At 71.2% G+C, this 19,634-nt stretch carries 20 protein-coding genes and 1 pseudogene; 11 read left to right on the plus strand and 10 right to left on the minus strand.

Annotation, left to right across the window (positions count from 1 at the left end):
• Window positions 1-14 precede the first annotated feature (14 nt).
• Window positions 15-1,544, minus strand: a complete 1,530-nt coding sequence (locus tag ACZ7L6_RS21620; protein ID WP_471926225.1) for a flavin monoamine oxidase family protein — start codon at window positions 1,542-1,544, stop codon at window positions 15-17.
• 276 nt (window positions 1,545-1,820) lie between these two features.
• A complete protein-coding gene (locus tag ACZ7L6_RS21625; RefSeq protein ID WP_471926227.1) occupies window positions 1,821-3,047 on the minus strand; it encodes a flavin-containing monooxygenase in 1,227 nt (408 codons plus the stop codon).
• 332 nt (window positions 3,048-3,379) lie between these two features.
• Here ACZ7L6_RS21625 and ACZ7L6_RS21630 point away from each other — a divergent pair, with 332 nt between their 5' ends.
• Entirely contained in the window at window positions 3,380-3,982 is a 603-nt protein-coding gene (locus tag ACZ7L6_RS21630) for a hypothetical protein (RefSeq protein ID WP_471926229.1), read from the plus strand.
• Window positions 3,983-4,246: 264 nt separating this feature from the next.
• Here ACZ7L6_RS21630 and ACZ7L6_RS21635 read toward each other — a convergent pair whose 3' ends face one another.
• The gene (locus ACZ7L6_RS21635; protein ID WP_471926231.1) at window positions 4,247-4,756 is read right to left on the minus strand and encodes a hypothetical protein; all 510 of its coding nucleotides are present in this window, start codon (window positions 4,754-4,756) and stop codon (window positions 4,247-4,249) included.
• Between the two features lie 147 nt (window positions 4,757-4,903).
• Window positions 4,904-5,782, minus strand: a complete 879-nt coding sequence (locus tag ACZ7L6_RS21640; RefSeq protein WP_471926233.1) for a PASTA domain-containing protein — start codon at window positions 5,780-5,782, stop codon at window positions 4,904-4,906.
• A 291-nt stretch (window positions 5,783-6,073) separates the two neighbouring features.
• Here ACZ7L6_RS21640 and ACZ7L6_RS21645 point away from each other — a divergent pair, with 291 nt between their 5' ends.
• The 5 genes and pseudogenes from ACZ7L6_RS21645 (at window position 6,074) to ACZ7L6_RS21665 (ending at window position 9,611) form a co-directional block, all read left to right on the plus strand.
• Window positions 6,074-6,463, plus strand: a complete 390-nt coding sequence (locus tag ACZ7L6_RS21645; RefSeq protein WP_471926235.1) for a hypothetical protein — start codon at window positions 6,074-6,076, stop codon at window positions 6,461-6,463.
• A 396-nt stretch (window positions 6,464-6,859) separates the two neighbouring features.
• On the plus strand, window positions 6,860-7,306 hold the full coding sequence (locus ACZ7L6_RS21650) for a DoxX family protein (RefSeq protein WP_471926237.1): 447 nt from the start codon (window positions 6,860-6,862) through the stop codon (window positions 7,304-7,306).
• 203 nt (window positions 7,307-7,509) lie between these two features.
• Window positions 7,510-7,902 (plus strand): annotated as a pseudogene (locus tag ACZ7L6_RS21655) (Zn-ribbon domain-containing OB-fold protein); the annotation flags it as partial.
• Between the two features lie 23 nt (window positions 7,903-7,925).
• Complete coding sequence (locus ACZ7L6_RS21660) at window positions 7,926-8,567, plus strand: GNAT family N-acetyltransferase (RefSeq protein WP_471926239.1); 642 nt, start codon at window positions 7,926-7,928, stop codon at window positions 8,565-8,567.
• 168 nt (window positions 8,568-8,735) lie between these two features.
• Complete coding sequence (locus tag ACZ7L6_RS21665; protein ID WP_471926241.1) at window positions 8,736-9,611, plus strand: GNAT family N-acetyltransferase; 876 nt, start codon at window positions 8,736-8,738, stop codon at window positions 9,609-9,611.
• An 82-nt stretch (window positions 9,612-9,693) separates the two neighbouring features.
• Here ACZ7L6_RS21665 and ACZ7L6_RS21670 read toward each other — a convergent pair whose 3' ends face one another.
• Genes ACZ7L6_RS21670 through ACZ7L6_RS21685 form a run of 4 tightly spaced genes read right to left on the minus strand, consistent with a single transcriptional unit; the run spans window position 9,694 to window position 12,222 of the window.
• Window positions 9,694-9,927: a hypothetical protein gene (locus tag ACZ7L6_RS21670; protein WP_471926243.1), complete on the minus strand. Its 234-nt coding sequence runs from the start codon at window positions 9,925-9,927 to the stop codon at window positions 9,694-9,696.
• Complete coding sequence (locus tag ACZ7L6_RS21675) at window positions 9,900-10,565, minus strand: pyridoxine/pyridoxamine 5'-phosphate oxidase (protein ID WP_471926245.1); 666 nt, start codon at window positions 10,563-10,565, stop codon at window positions 9,900-9,902. The genes ACZ7L6_RS21670 and ACZ7L6_RS21675 overlap by 28 nt, the downstream gene beginning before the upstream one ends.
• Before the next feature lie 27 nt (window positions 10,566-10,592).
• Window positions 10,593-11,018, minus strand: a complete 426-nt coding sequence (locus ACZ7L6_RS21680) for a pyridoxamine 5'-phosphate oxidase family protein (RefSeq protein WP_471926247.1) — start codon at window positions 11,016-11,018, stop codon at window positions 10,593-10,595.
• Window positions 11,019-11,049: 31 nt separating this feature from the next.
• Window positions 11,050-12,222 carry a thiolase C-terminal domain-containing protein gene (locus tag ACZ7L6_RS21685; RefSeq protein WP_471926249.1) on the minus strand — a complete coding sequence of 391 codons (1,173 nt, stop codon included), beginning with the start codon at window positions 12,220-12,222 and terminating at the stop codon, window positions 11,050-11,052.
• Between the two features lie 90 nt (window positions 12,223-12,312).
• Between ACZ7L6_RS21685 and ACZ7L6_RS21690 the strand changes: the two genes are divergently transcribed.
• Together ACZ7L6_RS21690 and ACZ7L6_RS21695 are read left to right on the plus strand one after the other, a co-directional pair.
• A complete protein-coding gene (locus tag ACZ7L6_RS21690; RefSeq protein ID WP_471926251.1) occupies window positions 12,313-13,599 on the plus strand; it encodes an acyl-CoA dehydrogenase family protein in 1,287 nt (428 codons plus the stop codon).
• Window positions 13,596-14,069 (plus strand): nitroreductase family deazaflavin-dependent oxidoreductase, encoded by a 474-nt coding sequence (locus ACZ7L6_RS21695; protein WP_471926253.1) that lies wholly within the window; start codon window positions 13,596-13,598, stop codon window positions 14,067-14,069. Before ACZ7L6_RS21690 ends, ACZ7L6_RS21695 begins: the two co-directional genes overlap by 4 nt.
• Window positions 14,070-14,084: 15 nt before the next feature.
• Here the strand turns inward: ACZ7L6_RS21695 and ACZ7L6_RS21700 are convergent, their stop codons facing one another.
• On the minus strand, window positions 14,085-14,708 hold the full coding sequence (locus tag ACZ7L6_RS21700) for a LysE family translocator (RefSeq protein WP_471926255.1): 624 nt from the start codon (window positions 14,706-14,708) through the stop codon (window positions 14,085-14,087).
• Between the two features lie 82 nt (window positions 14,709-14,790).
• Here ACZ7L6_RS21700 and ACZ7L6_RS21705 point away from each other — a divergent pair, with 82 nt between their 5' ends.
• A complete protein-coding gene (locus tag ACZ7L6_RS21705) occupies window positions 14,791-15,243 on the plus strand; it encodes an Lrp/AsnC family transcriptional regulator (RefSeq protein ID WP_471926257.1) in 453 nt (150 codons plus the stop codon).
• A 113-nt stretch (window positions 15,244-15,356) separates the two neighbouring features.
• Here ACZ7L6_RS21705 and ACZ7L6_RS21710 read toward each other — a convergent pair whose 3' ends face one another.
• Window positions 15,357-15,992, minus strand: a complete 636-nt coding sequence (locus tag ACZ7L6_RS21710; RefSeq protein ID WP_471926805.1) for a TetR family transcriptional regulator — start codon at window positions 15,990-15,992, stop codon at window positions 15,357-15,359.
• Window positions 15,993-16,126: 134 nt separating this feature from the next.
• On the opposite strand from ACZ7L6_RS21710, the gene kbpA reads away from it, so the two are divergent.
• Together kbpA and afsK are read left to right on the plus strand one after the other, a co-directional pair.
• On the plus strand, window positions 16,127-16,885 hold the full coding sequence (gene kbpA / locus ACZ7L6_RS21715) for an AfsK-binding protein KbpA (RefSeq protein ID WP_471926259.1): 759 nt from the start codon (window positions 16,127-16,129) through the stop codon (window positions 16,883-16,885).
• Between the two features lie 242 nt (window positions 16,886-17,127).
• Window positions 17,128-19,515 (plus strand): protein serine/threonine kinase AfsK, encoded by a 2,388-nt coding sequence (afsK, locus tag ACZ7L6_RS21720; RefSeq protein ID WP_471926261.1) that lies wholly within the window; start codon window positions 17,128-17,130, stop codon window positions 19,513-19,515.
• Window positions 19,516-19,634 lie beyond the last annotated feature (119 nt).

Here is a 19,634-nt window from a genome sequence, read left to right on the forward strand (position 1 = left end):
CTCGGAGGGCGCGCTCACAGCACCCCCAGCACCTCCTTCGCCACCCGCTCGCCCGACCGCACCGCCCCGTCCATGAAGCCCATCCAGTGGGTGGAGGTCTCCGTCCCGGCCCAGTGGATGCCGCCGACGGGTCGGCGCAGGGCCGGGCCGTACTGGGTCAGGACTCCGGGCGCGGCGATGGAGACGGGGCCGCCGCGGATGTAGGTCTCGTTGTTCCAGCGTTGCAGGACGAAGGAGGTGGGGGAGGCGGCTTTTTCGCCGAAGTAGGTCACGTAGTCCTTCAGTACGGCCGCCTTGACATCCGCCTCGCTCGCCGCGTCGTAGGCCCGGGCCTTGTCGGCCTCGATGAAGCCCATCAGCGCGCCGTAGGAGGCGTCGGGAGGGGAGTTGTCGAAGGTGGAGCTGACCACGCCGGTGTCGCTGACGACCTGACCGTTGAAGCCGTCGGCGCGCCAGAAGGGGGTGTCGTAGATCGCGATCGCCTTGCCGACCGAGGCCATCGGCAGGCGCTGGGTGAGCTGGTCGCGGGCGGCCGGCAGGACGGGGTCGTAGGTGATGCGGGCCGCGATCGGCGGAGGTACGGCGACGACGACCTTCTTTGCGGTGACAGTGATGCCGTCGGCCGTCACGACGTACTTGCCGCCGGACTGGGCGATCGTGCGGACCGGGGCCTTCAGCACCACCCGGTCGCCGAGCGTGGCGGCGAGCTTGATCGGAACCAGCTGGGAGCCGCCGACGAAGCGCAGTTCCTGGGCGCCGTTCGCGGTCTCGGTGAGGCGTTCCAGGGTGCCGGGGTGGGAGGCGTTGCCGGCGGCGGCGATGTAGAAGAGGACGAACAGGAAGGAGAGTTCACGGGGTTCGGCCGAGAAGATCGAGGTGCAGGCCACGTCGAAGAGGAACTTGGCCGACGGGATGACGGCGTTGGCGCGCAGCCAGGTCTCGAAGGTCTGCCGGTCCCACTCGTCGGCCTTGGCGGCGGTCCAGGGTGCGTCGACCGGGATCTGTTTGGCGAGGTCGTCGAGTGTGGCCTGCACGATCGCGGCGTTGGCGAGGCCGGCCGCGTCGATCGGCGGGACCGAGCCGAGGATGCCGTCGGTGGCGTAGGGGGTCTTCTTGCCGTCCTTGTAGAGGAGGTTGTTGCCGGCGTTGTAGGTGGCGAAGGTCCGCACGCCGAGCGAGTCGGCGAGGGCCTTGATGCGGTCCTGGGTGGGGCCGATGAACTCGCCGCCGCCCTCGGTGACGCCGCCGTTCGCCAGGTTCAGGCCCATCACCCGGCCGCCCACGCGGTCGCGGGCCTCCAGGACGACGACCGACTTGCCGGCCGCCACCAGATCGCGGGCCGCGGTGAGCCCGGCCAGGCCGGCGCCGACGATCGCGACGTCCGCGTCCCGGGCGGTCGCCGCGGAGGCCGCGCCGGTGCCGGTCGCGGTGAGGGTTGCGGCGCCGGCCGCGGCGGCCGCGCCGCCGAGCAGGGAACGGCGGGAGAGCCGGGGGGTCTTCTGGGCGGGCCGGGTGGTCCGCGGGAGCTGTCTTTCGCTTGCCACGTGCGTCCTCCGTCGGGGCGAGAGGGGGTGGAGCAGAAAAGTTGAACAGTGCTCACATTCTGGCCCCGTGCGGCAGCGCGGTACAGCTCTCCCGTCACAACTGACCCGCAAGTAACAAGAGAGATACGTAAGAGAGTTGAGGGTGTCTACGTCAGCAGGGCGTTGGAGGCGTCCATGTCAGCAGGGCGTTGGAGGCGTCCATGTCAGCAGGGCGTTGGAGGCGTCCATGTCAGCAGGGCGTTGGAGGCGCCGATGTCATCAGGGCGTTGGAGGTGTCTACGTCACCGGCAGCCGGGAGACCCGTCGGCTGCGGTCACCGGCGATGGCCTTCGCGATCTTCTGGGCGTCGATCGCCATCTCGCGGAGGTTGCCGCTGATGGGGTTGGTGTAGCCGGTGAAGAACAGGCCGGAGGCGTGCGCCGGGGTGCGGGCGCCCTGGACGACCGGCTTGCCGCGGGCGTCGAGTACGCCGAGGTGGCCCACGAGGTCCTCCAGTGCGCGGGTGTACCCGGTGGCCGCGATGACGGCGTCCGGCGAGACGCGAGTGCCGTCGGTGAGGATGACCTTGCCGTCCTCGAAGCCGTCGACGGCGGCCACGATCTCGATGCGGCCCTTGCGTACGGCGTCGATGAGGCCGACGTCGAGGACCGGGATCGCCCCCTCCTTGACCCGGCTGTAGAGACCGGTGTCGGGACGTGGGAGCCCCTGGGCCGACAGGTCCGGCACGCTGAGCTTCGCCACGGGCCCGGCCAGCCGGTCGACGAGGCCGACCGGCAGCCGCCGTACCAAAATGCTCGTGAACTGGGCGGCCCAGCCGGCGGTGGAGCGGCGCACGATGTGCGGAGCCGTCCGCACCGACAGCCGCACCCGCGCGGCCCCGCCCTCCACGAGGTCGACGGCGACCTCGGCGCCGGTGTTGCCGACGCCGACGACCAGGACGTCGCGGCCGGTGTAGGGCGCCGGGTTGCGGTACTCGCCGGCGTGCAGGAACTCGCCGCCGTAGGTGTCCCGGCCCGGCCAGTCCGGGATGTGCGGGGTGTGGTTGTGGCCCGTGGCCACGACGACCGCGGCGCCGGTCAGTTCACGGCCGCCGGTGGCGTGCAGCAGCCAGCCGGAGCCGTCGGGCGCGGGCTCGACGCGGGAGACCTCGACGCCGGTGACGATCTCCAGGTCGTGGAACTCTGCGTACTTCTCCAGGTACCGCACCACGTCGTCCCGCGACACCCAGCGCCCGAAGCGGCGCGGCATCGGCAGCCCGGGCAGGCCCGACAGCCGTCGTGTGGTGTGCAGATGGAGCCGGTCGTAGTGGCGCCGCCAGGAGGCGCCGACCCGGTCCGACTTCTCCAGCACGACGGCCCGCAGGCCCCGGGCGCGCAGCGCATACGCGACAGAGAGTCCGCCGGGGCCGCCGCCTATGACGTAGACCGGGTGGTCGGTGGCGGGGTGGTCCGTGGCGGGGTGGTCCGTGGCGGGGTGGTCCGGGTGCTGGGGGGTGTCGGCCATGGTCCGGAGCGTAATCACGCAGCCGCTTGATGGGTCTCGGTCAAGACCGGAATTGGTTGCGGATCGATCACGGCTGTAGGAGGAGTGAGCGGGCGCTGTGGCGTAGGTCTCCTGGTTGTGGGGGTGGGGTGGAGACGTGCGCCTGGCTTCGGCAAGGGGGCGACCTTGGCATCGCGTCGGCACGTTGGGGTGCCACCTGCGTTCATGGCGGCTGATTGCCAGGACGTGTGCCCGGGCGGGTCTCCCTTGAACGAGCATGAACGCTGCTGACTGCGACGGAGCCCCGCAGAATTCGGGTGACGGTTGGCTGTGGCCGGCGCTAGCGTGCGGCGGTGATCAGCAATGAGGGAGTGCGCCTGGGTGCGGAGGCCGCACGTCGCCTGGCCCAGACAGGCCTCTATGAGTTCGAGCCGGGGCTCACGGACGCAGAGTTCACGCGCATCGAGCGCGAGTACGGCTTCGAGTTCGCGGACGACCACCGAGCATTCCTTGCGGCCGGGCTCCCGGTCAACGTCCCTCCCGAGGACGGACAGACCTGGTCCAGACCCTGGCCGGATTGGCGCGGCGGCGATCTGGGCAGCCTGCGTCGACAGCTCGACTGGCCGGTCGAGGGTGTTCTGCTCGATGTCGAGCACAACGGGTTCTGGTACGAGGGCTGGGGTGAGCGTCCCGCCGACGGGACGGCGGCACTGGATGCGGCGCGGCATCAACTGGCGGAGGTGCCGGTCCTGGTCCCTGTGTACGCCCACCGATACCTGCCCACTGGCCGGGGAAGTTTTGGGCATCCAGTGCTCTCGGTATGGCAGACCGACATCATCTATTACGGCCTGGACCTGGCCGACTACATGCACCAGGAATTCGACGAGGTGCGGGGCGAGGTCGACGAGAGCTGGAAGCCGCGAGCAACGACCCCCTTCTGGCGGGATCTTCTCTGACTCCTCTGGGTACGCGGACAGTGGCGGGAGCCGCTCAGCTTGGGAAGCTGCGATCACTTGTGGCTGGCTCGGGCGCTGACCTGGGCGAACAGCCGAGTACCGACCGTCGGGCTCGGCGGCTTTCACCGTGATCCCCCGCTGCTCCCCGCTCGATGCGTGCGCTTGTGGTGCGGTCGTGTGCGCACATCACGGCCGCACTTCTGATCTGCAGCTCTATGTCGGCAGCAACGGTTGCTGCACTTCCGTGCTGTACGGGCGCGGCAGCTACCCCACTCGTTCAAGGGCCAAGCCACTGCGGATGGGCTCGGCTCGCCATATGGCCGCCAGCTGGGGGTAGGACTCGACAAAGCGGCGGATCCTTGCGAGCGCGGCAGTCCTGGGCGTGCCGACCTCGTCGAAGTCGAACCCGGTGTCTTGATGGCCGAGGCTGCCGAGATCAGCCCAGGCCGGGTCTTCTCCGAAGATGAGTTGCAGCTCTACCTGCCAGTGCTCCGGCTGCCAATAGGGATCGTCGTGCTCGCCGGCCTCAGTGACGGCAAGCTGCCGCCCGAAGGAGAGCGCAGGCTGGTCGCCGTTCCAGCTCCACCGACCCCACTGGACGATGAAACCGTCCCCGTCGTTCTCGGGCTCCTCGATCCCTTCGACCCTGATCTGGAGAAACTCGCCGAAGGCATCCCACGCGGCCTCGACTTCGCGTACGGCGTCGGGCTCGACTCCACGCTGCCTCAAGATCCGCGCGAACACGTCGGTGCTGGACCGCCAAGGAATGGGCATGCGGGATGCTATCGCGGTGGTCCTCGTGGCCTCGGTACGTCGTCTGAGGTGAACGGAGACGTGCGTAGGGCGTACGTGTCCACTGAACGGGCCGTGAACGGTACTGAATGAGATGGAAACTGAGACGGCGAGGTCTCCCTTTGTGCGTCATCGGCAGCCCCCAGGGGGACAGGGGTTGTAGCAGCCGCCAGGTGGGCATCCACCCTTGTCCCCTGGGTAGTAGTCGTTCTCCTCGCTACCGCTCCCCCCAGTACTGCTCCAGTCATCGTCGGACGATCCGGAGTCATAGTCGGAGTCGGGGGCAGGTTCGACGTAGTCGGGGTCGTTGGTGGGGTCCTTGTAGAGCCCTTTGACCGACGGGCAGGCCTCCCCGTTTTGGACAGCATGGAGGATGATCTCCGGTTCACGGGTGAGCGCCCGTCCGGCTTTGATGCTCTGAAAGCAGATCTTCCAGTCCGCATAGTCACCGGACTCGTTGTCCTGGTCGGAGGCGTGCTCATCCTGATAAGCCGTCTCAAGCACAACGTGGCCGGCGTCGTCCGCAAGCATCTGCACCGCCTCGCCGTACGTGGTGCCCTTCACGTCGGGCATCTTGGGCCAAGGGATGCGCTTGCCGTCCTTGCTCGGACATGGCGCCCCGTGCGGCACGGCGGCGAACTCGACCTTGCTCAAGGTCACCTTCTCAAAGCACACCGTCCAGTCGCTGCCCGGCGTCTCGTCCCGCTCGCTGGCATCGTGCACGCCGAAGTTCAGGCCGGTCTGCTTTACCCGATCGAGGACGGCGTCGACCGGCTCCCCAATCTGGCTTCCGATCGGGCTCGGCGTCGCCGTGACAGTAGTGGTGACTGTCGCGCGAGGCGTCGCCACCTTTTTGTCCTCGCAGTCCTCGCCGCACGACCTCAGTAGAAGGAGCAGCAACGCGACAGCCAGTGCGGCAATGCCGAACCATCTCTTCTTACCCCTACTCATCACCAGCTCGGTGGCACCCCCCTCTGGGTCACCCTCGGTACACGCGTCCGAGGGCATGGAGTGGTGCTGCCGGAGGGCACACCCGCCCGAAGCAACACCTGAGCACGTCACCGTCGCTAGCCGCGAGCAGGGCAGTGATATGTGCGCTTTGCGCTCTATCGGAGAGGGCAAGGTGGCGGCAACAGGTTCGGCGATACTGGCCACTTGGTAGCTACTGTCTGCGCTCATGGCCCCTTGCAACACGCTCTACAGCCTGGGTGCCGAATCCTGAGCTCGGCTCATGTACTCGGTTGGAGTTGAGTACGCGCGCTCTGGCCGGAGAGGTGGCGGGACGCGAACGCTTGGGGCATGAGTCAAGGACTACGGAATCGCGTTCCCCAGCTGTTGCCGATCCTCGGGCCGGCCGGGCTGTCGCTGGCGGGGTGGGCCGCCTGGCTGGGGTGGGATCAGCAGCGGGATGTGCATCCAGACGGCTCGTCGACCGGCCCGTACGAGGCGTGGCAGGTGATCGGGCTGGTGCTGACCCTGTTGATACCGGTGATCTGGGCGGCATCCCGGCGCTACGGCGCGGGCGCCGTGCTCGGCACCACTATCGGCCTCACCGTCGCGGCTTATTACGACTGGTCGGACGACGCCAGTGGCCTGTTCATGGTCGGCGTGGGGATGGTCATGGTGGGGAGCCTTGTGGTGACCGCCGGCGTCTCCGCCGCGATCGGCTCCGTGAAACGGGCGGGCTGAACGACGTCGAGCCCGGACATGGTGCGGCGACGAGTCCGGAGATGGTGCGACGTCGAGCCTGGAGGTTGCGCGACGCCGAGCCCGGACATGGCACGACACCACCCCGGACATGGCACGACGCCGAACCCCGGCTCCTGACCTGCGCCGGGGTCGGCGTCGTGTGGCGGCGACCGGAGTTACGAAGGCGTCGAAGGCCGGCGTGTTCTTCTTGCGGGCGCCGACGTGGGTGAGGAAGTCGGCCGCGAGGACGACGACGAGGTGGAGGTGTCCTCGGACGCCTGCGCGCCGAGTGTGATCCCGCCGACCGCCGCGACTCCGGCGGTCGCGCCGATCCGAACTCATCATGGGCGCACAGGCGATTGTCAGGCCGCTCTGATCTGACGTACCGTCAGATCTATGGACGCGATCTGGCTCACAGGTGCGGAATGGCTGGCCGTGCTCCGTATCGGCCTCGGGCTGTGGTGGCTGGAGAGCTGGCGGCACAAGGACAAGAAGAGCTGGTTCGAAGGGGCCGGGATCGCCTGGGCGGCGGACGTGGCGGCCAAGCACCGCTGGAACGCCGTACGGTCCGGCTTCGAGGTCGTCGTCACGCCGCGGCCGCGGACCATGGCGTACGTCGTCCTGTACGCCGAACTCGCCCTCGGACTCGGCCTCGTCCTGGGGTTCCTGACTCCGATCGCGCTCGTCGGCGGGCTGTTGCTCAACGGCCTCTACTTCGCGCTGATGATCCACGACTGGGCCGAGCAGGGGCAGAACTCGATGATGGCGCTGATCTCGCTGGTCGCGCTGTTCGGGATGTCCTGGCAGTCGTGGTCGGTGGACAGCGCGCTGGGGCTGTTCTGATGACCGGCGCGCGACAGGGCGACGGCCGGAACACCGACGGCCCGCGCTTCGACGGCCCGCGCTCGGACGGCCCGCGCTCCGGCGACCCGCGCTCGGACGGCCCGCGCTCCGACGATCCGCGCTCCGACGATCCGCGCTCCGACGATCCGCGCTCCGACGATCCGCGCTCCGACGATCCGCGCTCCGACGATCCGCGCTCGGACGGCCCGCGCTTCGACGTCCCCGAGCCCGACGCCTTCACGCGTACCTACTGGGACGCGGCGGCCGAAGGGACGCTGCTCGTCCGGCGGTGCCGGTCCTGCGGACGCGCCCACCACTACCCCCGCGAGTTCTGTCCCCACTGCTGGAGCGAGGACGTGGCGTGGCAGTCGGCGAGCGGCCGCGCCACCCTCTACACCTGGTCCGTCGTCCACCGCAACGACCTGCCGCCCTTCGGGGCGCGGACGCCGTACGTCGCCGCGGTCGTCGACCTCGTCGAGGGGCCGCGGATGATGACCGAGGTCGTGGAGTGCACGGACGCCGGGCGGTTGCGGGCCGGGATGTACCTGGAGGTCGTCTTCCGTGACGGGGTGCCGGTGTTCCGCCCTGCGAGGTGACCGAGGCAGGTTTCAATGGCGGCATGACTCACGCCGACCTCCATGCCGACATACGCCCCCCCGCCCATCCCCACCCCGACCTGCACGGCCACGGCCTGCGCCTGCGCCCCTGGGACGCGGACTCCGACACCGACGTCGACGCCTGGTTCCGGGGGCGTACCGACCCGGAGTTCCAGCGCTGGAACACCCCGCTGAAGATCACGACGGATCTCGAGAGTGCCCGGGACTCGCTGCGGGACGCGGTGCGGAGCTCGGCGGACGGCACTGCGGCGGCGTACTGCGTCACCGACGCGGCGACCGGTGCGCTCCTCGGCCACATCGGCGTCAATGTCATCAACTCGCTCATGGGTTACGGGCGCGTCGGCTACTGGGTGCTCCCCGAGGCCCGCGGCCGGCGCGTGGCCACCCGCGCGCTCGCGCTCACCGCCCGCTGGGCCCTCACCGAGCCGGGCGGCGGCCTGGGCCTGCACCGCCTCGAACTCGACCACGCCGTCGGCCACGACTCCTCCTGCCGCATCGCCGAGCGGTGCGGCTTCCGGTACGAGGGGACCCTGCGGGGCGCGATGTGGGAGGCGGGGCGGCACGACGCGTACCGGGACATGCATCTGCACGCCCGGCTGGCGGCGGATCCGGATCCGGACCCGGACCCGGACGTCAACCTTTAGCGCTGCTGGGCCGCAGGGCCGCGGGGTCGCGAACCCGGCGCCCGCCTAACCCGGCGCCCGCCAACCCGGCGCCGGCCAACCCCCGCCCGGCACCGGGGACCTGTATCGGCTTCGTGTCCACGGCGGCAAACGGTGCACAACCTCCGCGCAGGCGCGGGATCATGAGGTATGCGCCCGGACGACTGGTACTGCACCCAGGACCTCACCGGCTTCCTCACCCACGCCGGAGGCTTCCTGCGCTCACGGCCCGACCTGCACACCGTCGCCCTGACGGTGACCGAGACGCTGCGCACGAGCGGGCTGCGCGTGTACGGCGACGAGGCGCCCGTCTTCGGTGTGCTGGAGCTGGGTGGACAGGTGCGGGCCGTCTACTTCCGCACCCCGCCCCACCGGCTGAACGTCACCCCCCTGACCGCCGACCAGGCCGACGCGCTCGCCGCCCACCTGGTCGCCCTCGGCCACTCGGTCCCCGGCGTCATCGCGACCCGCGAGACCGCCGAGGCCTTCGCCGCCGCCTGGCGTCGGCACGCGGGCGGCCGGGGCATCGTCAGCCAGCGTCAACGCCTGTACCGGCTAGGCAACTTGACCGTTCCGCAGCCTCTCCCGGCGGGTCGCGCCCGCCCCGCGGGCAAGGAGGACCGGGAGCAACTGAAGAGCTGGTACCACGAGTTCGTCGAGGCCGTCGGTGACCACGCCGCCCGCAACGCCGCCGGCTGGGCCGACTCGCGGATCGCCTACGGAGGCGTCACCTTCTGGGAGAGCGAGGACGGCACCCCCGTCTCCATGGCCGGCGTGACCCCCGTGGTCGCCGGCCAGGTCCGGGTCGCCCCGGTCTACACCCCGGCCCGTCTGCGCGGACGCGGCTACGCGGGCGCGGTCACGGCAGCGGTCAGCCGCGCCGCGCTCACCTCCGGCGTCCGCGAGGTGCTGCTCTTCACCGACCTGGCCAACCCGACGAGCAACGGCCTCTACCAGCGCATCGGATATCGGGCGGTGGCCGACTTCGCGGCGTACGACTTCCGGGGAAGCCGGGGCTTCCGGTAATCGGGGCTTCCGGAGGAGCCGGAGCTTCCAGTGATCGGCGCTCCGGCGACAGTCGCTCCAGTGATCGGCGCTTCCGGGATCGTCAGCCGCAGAAGGCCCGGTCCAACAGCGTGTCCACAGCGTCGTCGAGGTCGCTGCGGAAGTCGGGCGTGAGCGCCACCGTGGCCTGACGGCGCCCGTCCTCCGTGGCGAACGACCAGGACTGGTACGTCAGGGCGTCGCCGTCAGGGGGAGGGCGGGCGCCATGGGGCTCACCGCCGTATCGGGCCGGGGGTTGGCCCCAGGTGCTCAGGGCCAGAGCAGCTCCTTGGCCCACCCCGCCTCCGTACGGCGGTAGACGAGCCGTACGTGCCGTCGCGCGGCGTCGCCCTGGAAGAACTCCACCTCGTCGGGGCGCAGGCGGTACAGGGTCCAGGAGGGGACGGGGGCGTCCGGCTCGCGCTGGGCCCGGTCCCAGGACGCCTGTGACTCCCGCCGCAGCTCCTCCAGCGAGGACAGGACTTCGCTCTGGCGGCCGGTCAGCGCGGCGGCCAGGGCGCCGGTCGAGCGGGCGTGCAGGTCGGCCTGGGACTCGGTGGACGGGGCCGCCGTCACCGGCCCCCTCACCCGCACCTGACGGCCCTGGGCCGCCCAGTAGAAGCCGAGGGCCGCGTACGGGCGGGCGGTGAGCTGGCGGCCCTTGCGGCTGCCCACATGCGTCGCGAAGGACCAGCCGGACGCGTCGGCGCCGTGCAGCATCACCGTCCGTACGTCCGGCAGGCCCTCCTCGTCGGCCGTGGCCAGGGACATGGTGTGCGGTTCCACCTGCCCTGCCGCGACCGCCTGCGCGAACCAGGTCGTGAAGAGGGCGAGCGGGTCGGCGGGCGCGGTGGCCGGGTCGAGGCCCGGCAACTCGGTGACCGCCGGGTCCCACACCCGCAGCGACCTCAGCAACTCATGAAGATCGGTTCCCATGCCCCGATTGTCACGTGCGGCGCCCGCTCACACCTGCCCCAGGTCGGACGACACCCACCGCTCGGGCCGCAGATGGACGACGACCTGCTCACCGTGGTTCTTCCAGGCGAAGTCGACATAGCCGTCGACCTTGTCGGCCGGGAGGTAACGGGCCGAGATCTCGCGGAGCTGTTCCAGGGTGGCGGGGACCGTCTTGATGACCGGTCCCTCGACCGACACGTACCGGATGGTGGGTTCCAGCCGGTCGACCATCAGGGAGAACCGGCCCGCCTCCTGGATCAGCTGGTTCTTGCGGGAGTCCAGACCGGTCATGATCCATACGTCGCCGCCGGGCTCGTACTGGTACCAGATGGGCACGGTCAGCGGAGCGCGCCCCGCGCCCGCGTCGACCGCCAGCGCGGCGATATGGGGCTCGGACAGGAACTGTTCACGCTCTTCGCGGGTCAGGGCCATGCCTGTTTCCTCCGATGTGCTCTCGACAGTCTCAATCCCTGCCCAGTACCAACGTCCCCGACGAGCAGAACCATCCCCCGGTCGCCGAAGCCACCCCCAACCGCGGCAACTCCCCGCCCCGCCCCCGCACTTGCCGCTCCCCGCCCTCGCCCCGCAGCTGCCGTACGGCCTCCACGATCAGGAACAGCCCTCGCATCCCGGGGTGTTGGGCGGACAGCCCGCCCCCGTCCGTGTTGACCGGCAGCTCCCCGCCGCGCACCAGCAGCCGCCCCTTCTCCACGAACGCCCCGCCCTCGCCCTTCCCGCAGAAGCCGAGGTCCTCCAGGGTCACCAGCGTCATGTAGGTGAAGGCGTCGTAGATCTCCGCGAAGTCGATCTCCTCCGGCCGCACCCCGGCCCGCTCGAAGGCGAGCCGCCCGCTCACCGCCGCCGGGCCCGTCGTGAAGTCGGGCCACTCGGACATCGCGGCGTGCGAGACGTGCTCGCCGGTGCCGAGCACCCACACGGGTGCCGTACGGCAGTCCCGTACGAACTCCTCGGCGGCCAGCAGCACCGCCGCCCCGCCGTCGGAGCGGATGCAGCAGTGCAGCTTGGTGAAGGGGTCGGCGATCACCGGCCCGCTCAGCACGTCGTCGACCGTGATCGGGTCGCGGAACATGGCCTCGGGGTTCAGGGCGGCGTTCGCCCTCGCCTGGACCGCCACCTCCGCCAACTGCTCGATCGTCGTGCCGTGTTCGATCATGTGGCGGCGGGCGGCCATGGCGTACTTGGCGATGAGCGTGTGGCCGTAGGGGACCTCGAACTGGAGCGGGCCGCGGGAGCCGAAGGACAGGTTGCCGGTCCGCCGGCCCGCCTTGATGTCGGCCCGGGCGGTCGAGCCGTAGACCAGCAGGACGGCGTTCGCATGCCCTGCCGCTATCGCGTCGGCCGCGTGGGCCGCCATGACCTCCCAGGTGGAGCCGCCGACGGAGGTGGAGTCGACCCAGGTGGGGCGCAGGCCCAGGTACTCGGCCACCTCGACGGGGGCCAGGGTGCCGAGCCCGGCGGAGGCGAAGCCGTCCACCGCCTCTCGGCCCAGCCCCGCGTCGGCCAGGGCGCGGCGGGCCGCCTGGGCGTGCAGGGCGTACGGGGTCACGTCGTCCACCCGACCGCAGTCGGAGAGGGCCACGCCGACCACGGCGACTTTCCGGCTCCCGGCAGTCATGAGGGGCCTCCAACCTCTGTGCATCTCATTGCGGCCCTCCTAATATGACGGTCCGTCAGATCTGGAGGGAAGAGTCGGAGGGCAGAGTCCATGGACGCCAGCTTCACCCCCGAGCAGGACGAGATCCGCCGTACCCTCCGCGAGCTGCTCCGCAGCCGCTGCGGCCCCCGCGAACTGCGCGCCGCCCTCGACACCCCCGCCGGACACGACCCCACCCTGTGGACCGCCCTCGCCGAGCAGCTCGGCCTGCCCGGGCTCGCCCTCCCCGAGGCATACGGCGGTGTCGGCTGCTCGGCGACCGAACTCGCCCTCGCCTGCGAGGAGGTGGGGCGGACGCTGGCCCCCACCCCGCTCCTCGCCACCGCCGTCCTCACCGCACCGCTGATCACCGCCCTCGGCACCGAGCCCCAGCGCGCCGCCCTACTGCCCCGCCTCGCCTCCGGCACCCTCACCGCCGCCCTCGCCGTCCCCGGCACCGCCCTCTCCGTCGCCCTCGGGCTCACCGGCGACAACAGTGGGGACTGGGCCGGCGGTGGACGCGCCGGGGGCGTGCAGGCGCGGCACGCGGCTGGCGGCTGGCGGCTGTACGGGCAGGTCGACCAGGTCCTGGACGGTCACAGCGCGGGCCTCCTGGTGGTCGCCGCGCACGCCGGGGGGTTCGCCCGGTCGCGGACGCTGCTGTTCCTGGTGGCGGGGGACGCGGCGGGGGTCGTACGGGAACGCCAGACCGCGCTGGACGCCACGCGGCCGCGGGGGCGGGTGCAACTGCGGGACGTGGAGGCCGAGTTGCTGGGTGAGGAGGACGGTGCGGATGTGCTGGGTGCCCTGGCCGCGGCGGGGACCACGGTCGCCGCAGCCCTCGCCTGCGAGGCAGTGGGAGCCGCCGACCGGGCACTGGAGCGGACTGTGGAGTACGTCAGGCAGCGGGAACAGTTCGGCCGCCCGATCGGCTCCTTTCAGGCGGTGAAGCACCGGCTGGCAGACGTATACGTGGCAGTCCAAGCAGCAAGGTCGGCGGCCTATTACGCAGCCTGGGCTGCAACGCCCCATAGGGGCGCGGGGCTGTATCAATATGCGGCTCCGCCGCGGGGCGCGACCAGCCACAGCGCACCCGCAGACGCCCGACAACACACAGCGGCAGCCCCAGAGGCGCGCCTGGCCCTCGCTCAATCGCTGGAAGCGCTCCGCACGGCCTCCGCCGAAGGCATCCAGCTACACGGCGGCATAGGTTTCACCTGGGAACACGAGGCTCACCTGTACTTCAAACGGGCCGCCGGTGACGACCTCCTCTTCGGCCCCGTCCACCGCCTACGGGCACACGCCGCCGACACGGTCCGGCTCTTCGAGACGTCCGCGGAGCGGGAGGTGGCGGTGTGATCGGCGCACGCGTGGTGCAGAAGGTGTCCTCGACACGGGGCTTCGCCAAGGTCGCCCCCCATGTCATCCCCGCGCTCGACCGTGCCGTGCACCGCCTCACGCGCGGAAAGGTGCTGCTCAGCGCGCAGATGCTGCCGGGCGTGATCCTCACCTCGACCGGCGCCCGCAGCGGCCTGCCCCGCCGTACGCCGCTCGCCTGCATGCCCGAGGAGAACGGCCGCAGCTGGATCCTCATCGGCTCCAACTTCGGCCGCACCGGCCACCCCGCCTGGACCGCGAACCTGCTGGCCCACCCGGATGCCGAGGTCAGCTGGAAGGGCCGGGACATCCGCGTCACGGCCCGGCTGCTGGAGGGGGAGGAGCGGGCGGCCGTGTGGAAGGCGGTGCTGGCCTTCTGGCCGCCGTACGCGACGTATCAGGCGCGGGTGGAGCGGGAGATCCGGCTCTTCAGGATCGTACGCAGGTCATAGCGTGGCCGGCGCAGGTCACAGCGTGGCCAGGCGCTGTACGAGCAGGAACGCGCCGATCCCCAGCATCGCCGCCCCCGACGTGCGCGCGACCGCCCGCGCCGCTGCCGGGCGGGCGCCGAGGACCGCGCGGGCCGCGAGGCCCACCGTCAGATAGACGGCGGCGCAGCACGCCATGTGGAGCAGTCCGAGGACGGCGGTCTGGACGGGGACCGGCAGGTGGTCGCCCTTCGTCACCAGGAACTGCGGCAGCACGGAGAGGTAGAGCAGCAGGCCCTTGGGGTTGAGCCCGCTGATCGTGGCACCCCGCAGAAAGGCGCGGGCCGGGCTCGCGGCCACGGTCTCCTCGGCCGCCCCCGGCGTGCCCGGCCGGCGCAGCACCCCCCAGCCCAGCCACACCAGGTACGCGGCGCCCGCGGCCGTCAGCGCGGTGAGCAGACCCGGCTTGCTTGCCACCAGCACGGCCAGACCGGCCACGGCGAGGACCGTGTGCAGCGCGTACCCCGTGACCAGGCCCGCCACCGCCGTCACCGGAGAGCGGTCGCGCAGTCCGGCGGAGATCGCGTACGCCCAGTCGGCGCCCGGTACGCAGACGAGCAGCAGGTCGATGGCGAGGAAGGAAATGAGGAGCCCGGAGTCCATGGTGGCGACATTAGGCGGGAATGGCCCGAAAGTGTTGTCGAAGTTTGCCCATGATCGGCGGTTGTGGGGGAAGATCTGTCTCATGGACGACGTGGACAGACAGATTCTTGCCGAGCTCCAGCAGGACGGGCGGCTGACCGTGACCGAGCTGGCCGCGCGGGTGCGGCTCAGCGTCTCGCCGTGCCACCGGCGGCTGCGGGAGCTGGAGCGGGCCGGTGCCATCAGCGGGTACCGGGCCGTCGTGGACCCGGCCGCCGTCGGGCTGACCTTCGAGGCGCTGGTCTTCGTGTCCATGCGGCAGGAGGACCGGGACACGGTCGCCGAGTTCGAGCGGGCGCTGGCCGACATCCCGCACGTACTGGAGGCCGAGCGGCTCTTCGGGGAGCCGGACTACCTGCTGCGGGTGGCGACGGCCGACCTCGCGGCCTTCCAGCGACTGTACGACGAGCGGCTGGCCACGCTGCCGGGGGTGCAGCGGCTGACGTCGACGCTGGTGATGAAACATGTGGTGAAGGCCCGGCCGCTCCCCGCCTGACACGAGACACCGGCACACGCAAACGGCGGTGGTCCACTCGTGTGAACCACCGCCTGCGAGACAGGACTTGGGTCGGTAAAGAGGGCCTATAAGGGAGCGTCGGCCGCCGGGCGTTACTTGGTCGGCTTCTTGCCCGTCACGCCCAGGTGCACCAACAGTGCCAGGTTCGGCTTGAGTTCAGCCTGCTTGACGCCCCATGTCTGGAAACCCTTCTGGTGCGAGGCCACTGCCGCGAGCATCGCGACGAGCGAACCCGCGACCGCGGCCGGGTTGACGTCCTTGTCGACCTTGCCCTTGGACTGCAGCTGGGCGACCGCGTCCGCAAGGGAGTTGTTGACGGAGTTCAGGATCTTCATGCGGATCTTGTAGAAGCGCTTGTCGCCCTCGGACGCGCCGAGGTCGACGACCCTGAGGATCGCGTCGTTCTTGCGCCAGAACTCCAGGAATCCGTCCACGAGTTCCTGCGCGGTCTGCCAGCCGGCCTTGCCGACCCAGCTGCGGCCCTCCACGAGCTCGGTCAATCCCGCGCCCTCGGTGGCCATTTGCTCGGCGATCTCCAGGACGGCGCCCTCGACGTCCGGGAAGTACTGGTAGAAGGTCGCGGGTGAAGTGCCCGCCTTCCGGGCGACATCGATGACTTTGACGTCCCGGTAGGGGGAGGAGCTGAGCATCTCGCTGAGGCAGTCGAGCAGCTTCTGCCGGGTCGCCTGCCCACGCCGGCCGGCCACACGGCCGTCGACGGTACGCACTTGTCCTGTCATGCCGTCAGCTTACCGAGGCGTGATCGAGGCGCGATTCGGCCGACTGCAAATGGGGTGCACGGGGATCGAGAGGCTGGTGTGCCTGGTCTGCGGGTTGCGGGAGAGGCCGTTACTTTGGCGGCATGGCCGAAAACAGGGCATCCGCAGACGGAACGGGATACGGAGAGGGCGTCCCGTGCTGGGTGGACGCGCAGCTTCCCGACGTGGAGGCGGGCAAGCGCTTCTACGGTGAGCTCTTCGGGTGGGATTTCGAGGAGGCGTTCGACACCACCGTGCTGGCCCGGCTGGACGGCGAGCCCGTCGCCTCGCTCTCACGCAAGACGGACGGGCGGATGCCCACGGTGTGGACGGTGTTCTTCGCCACTCCGGACGCGGAAGCGCTGGTCCGGCGGATCCGCGAGGCCGGGGGGCAGGTCGTCACCGCGCCCGTGGACGTGGGGGACGGGCTGGGGAAGGTCGCGCTGGTCACCGACCCCGAGGGTGCCGTCTTCGGGCTCTGGCAGGCGGGCGAGCACCGGGGCTTCGGGCGCCGGCACGAGGTCGGCACCTTCGGCTGGGCCGAGCTGTACGCCCGGGACACCGAGGTCGCCAACACCTTCTACGGCGGTCTCTTCCACGACGCCCTGTTCGGACCGGACGCGAAGCCGGACTTCGGGCGCGCGGCCGTCGCGGAGCGCTTTCCGGCGGTCATGCCGCCCCACTTCCTCGTCCACTTCCGCGTGGCGGAGTGCGAGGCCGTACTCGGCACGGTGAACCGGCTCGGCGGGCGGGTGCAGGTGCCGCCCTTCGAAACGTCGTACGGAACGGTCGCCGTCGTCACCGACGATCAGGGGGCGTCCTTCGCGGTCCTGGAGCGCCGGGCGGCGGCGCCGGAAGACTGACGGCACTCTTGCTTCTGCCTCAGGGGCCCCTCTGGTGTCCCACTATGCGAGCCGGCGCTTTCCGCGGACGCCAGAGTGTGGTTTTGTCCCAAGACACCCCGTTCCGCCCTCGGGTTCGCAACCACGCCCTCGGACAGGAAGAATCGGGGTGCGTGCCGCCAAGGCGGTGCGGTGGTGAGACGCTGCACGGGGTCGCGTACATATGTGGGTGACGGGGCCCGTACGGGGAGGTGGCAGGCAGAGTGGTGGATCAGCTGACTCAGCACGATCCGCGCAGGATCGGGCCGTTCGAGGTGCTCGGACGGCTGGGCGCCGGCGGCATGGGGCTGGTCTATCTCGCGCGCTCGGCTTCGGGCCGGCGCGTGGCGATCAAGACGGTCCGGACCGAGCTCGCCGAGGACCAGCTGTTCCGGGTCCGCTTCACGCGCGAGGTGGAGGCGGCCCGCGCGGTCTCCGGTTTCTACACGGCGGCCGTCGTCGACGCCGACCCGCGCGCCGCCGTGCCGTGGCTGGCCACCGCGTACGTCCCCGCGCCCTCCCTCGAGGAGATAGTGAACGAGTGCGGGCCGCTCCCGGCCCAGGCGGTGCGCTGGCTGGCGGCGGGCGTGGCGGAGGCCCTGCAGTCCATCCACGGCGCGGGGCTCGTCCACCGCGACCTCAAGCCCTCCAACGTCCTCGTCGTCGAGGACGGCCCCCGGGTGATCGACTTCGGTATCGCCTCCGGTGTCTCGAACACGCGGCTGACCATGACCAACGTCGCCGTCGGCACCCCCGCCTACATGTCCCCGGAGCAGGCGAAGGACTCCCGCAGCGTCACCGGCGCCAGCGACGTCTTCTCGCTCGGCTCGATGCTGGTGTTCGCCGCCACCGGACACCCGCCCTTCCACGGCGCCAACCCGGTCGAGACCGTCTTCATGCTGCTGCGCGAGGGCCCGGACCTCGAAGGCCTCCCGGACGAGCTGCGCCCGCTCATCGAGTCCTGTATGCAGATGGACCCGACCGCCCGCCCCAACCCCGCCGACCTGCAGGCCCAGCTGGCCCCGCACCTCTTCGGCTCCGGCTCCGACGACAGCGGTACGGCGTCGGCGTGGCTGCCCGAGCGGGCCGTCAGCCTGATCGAGGCGCGGCGCGGCGGCCGCCCGGCGACGAAGCCCTCGTCGTCCGCCGGCCGCAGCGGCGGGCGCATCGCCCCTGCCCCAGGACCCGCCCCCGCGCCGGTCCCGCCCCCGCCCCCGCACGACCCCGTGGTCCCGGCGCCGCAGCCCGCGCCCGTCCCGGTCGGCGCTCCCGACACCGGCCCCGTCCGCCTGGCCGGCGCGGCCGTGCCCATCGGCCCCGGCCCGCGCGTCGCCGACGCCCGCGCCTCCGCCCTGCAGGCGCCCGCGCCGGAGGCCGGCCTGGTCGCCTCCTGGTCCAAGCCCCGCCCCGGCGTCAACGGCACGGATCCCGCCGTGGGCCCCGCCGTACCGGCCGCGCCGCCCGCGCCCCCGGAGACGGCGGCCGGCTGGCGCCCCTGGCGTTTCCGCATGTCGAACGACGTCTGGGGCACCCCCTCCGTCGCCGACGACCTCGTCTACGTCACCTCCTTCGAGGTGCACGCCCTGGACGTGGCCACGGGCCGGCGCCGCTTCAAGACGCGGGACGTGGCCTGGTCGATGGCGGTCGCGGACGGCCGTATCCACGCCTCCGACGGCCCGACGCTGTTCGCCCTGGAGAGCAGGGAGGGCGCGGACCTGTGGCGTCTGCAGACGGACGCCTGGGTGTACTCCCTCAAGGCCGAGCGGGGCACGGTCGTCACCGGCACCCGCGGCGGCGGCGTCCAGGCCTGGGAGGCCTCGAACGGGCAGAAGCTGTGGGAGATCACCGGGTCGCAGACCGACTTCGAGTCGCCCGAGGCGGGCCCGGTGCTCCACGAGGGCACGGTGTACGTCTGGCAGGACGCCCGGCTGCGCGCCCTGGACGCCCGCACCGGTGACGAGCGCTGGTCGTACCCCATCGGCGACGCGGCCTCCTGCGGCGGGGTGCCGGTGCGGGTGGCGCAGGCGCCGGACGGGTTCGTGTACGTCTCGGCCGGGACGCGCGTCCTCGCGCTGGACGTGGCGAGCGGTCACGTCCGCTGGCACTTCGAGGCCCCGGCGGTCTTCCTGTGTCCGCCGGCCTTCGTGCCGGGCCCGGCGGTGACCGGCGGCGGCGTGTACCTCGCCGACTACCTCGGCACCGTCTACGCCCTGGACGCCACCGACGGCCGTGACCGCTGGCGCATCGCCACGGAGTCCCGTGCCTCGATCGAGCCGGTTCTGGTGGCTGCCGGTCATGTGCACGTCGGCAGCGGCAAGGGGCTGTACACCCTGGACGCGGTCACCGGGACGCCTAAGTGGCGTTTCCAGGCGGGCGGCGACATCGTGGGGGCGCCGGCCGTGGCGGAGGGGCGGATCCACTTCGGGTCGACGGATCACCTGCTGTACACGCTGAAGGCCGACGACGGGCGGCTGCGGTGGAAGCTGGCGACCGGCGGGGAGATCACCGGGTCGCCGGTGGTGAAGGACGGGGTCGTGTACGCGTGCAGCAAGGACCGGTGCGTGTATGCATTGGACGCGGAGAAGGGCACCGGGACGGCGCGCGGCGCCTAGGCGCGGGCTGTGCGACCTAGTGACGGCCGTCGTACCGGTCACGGAAGGGGTCCGGACGGCGGCCGTCCCGTTGGGAGCGGCCATCTTCACCGCTCTTACACGAGACGCTACGCCGGGTA

It is taken from the genome of Streptomyces sp. NPDC107522 (genome assembly GCF_055657525.1).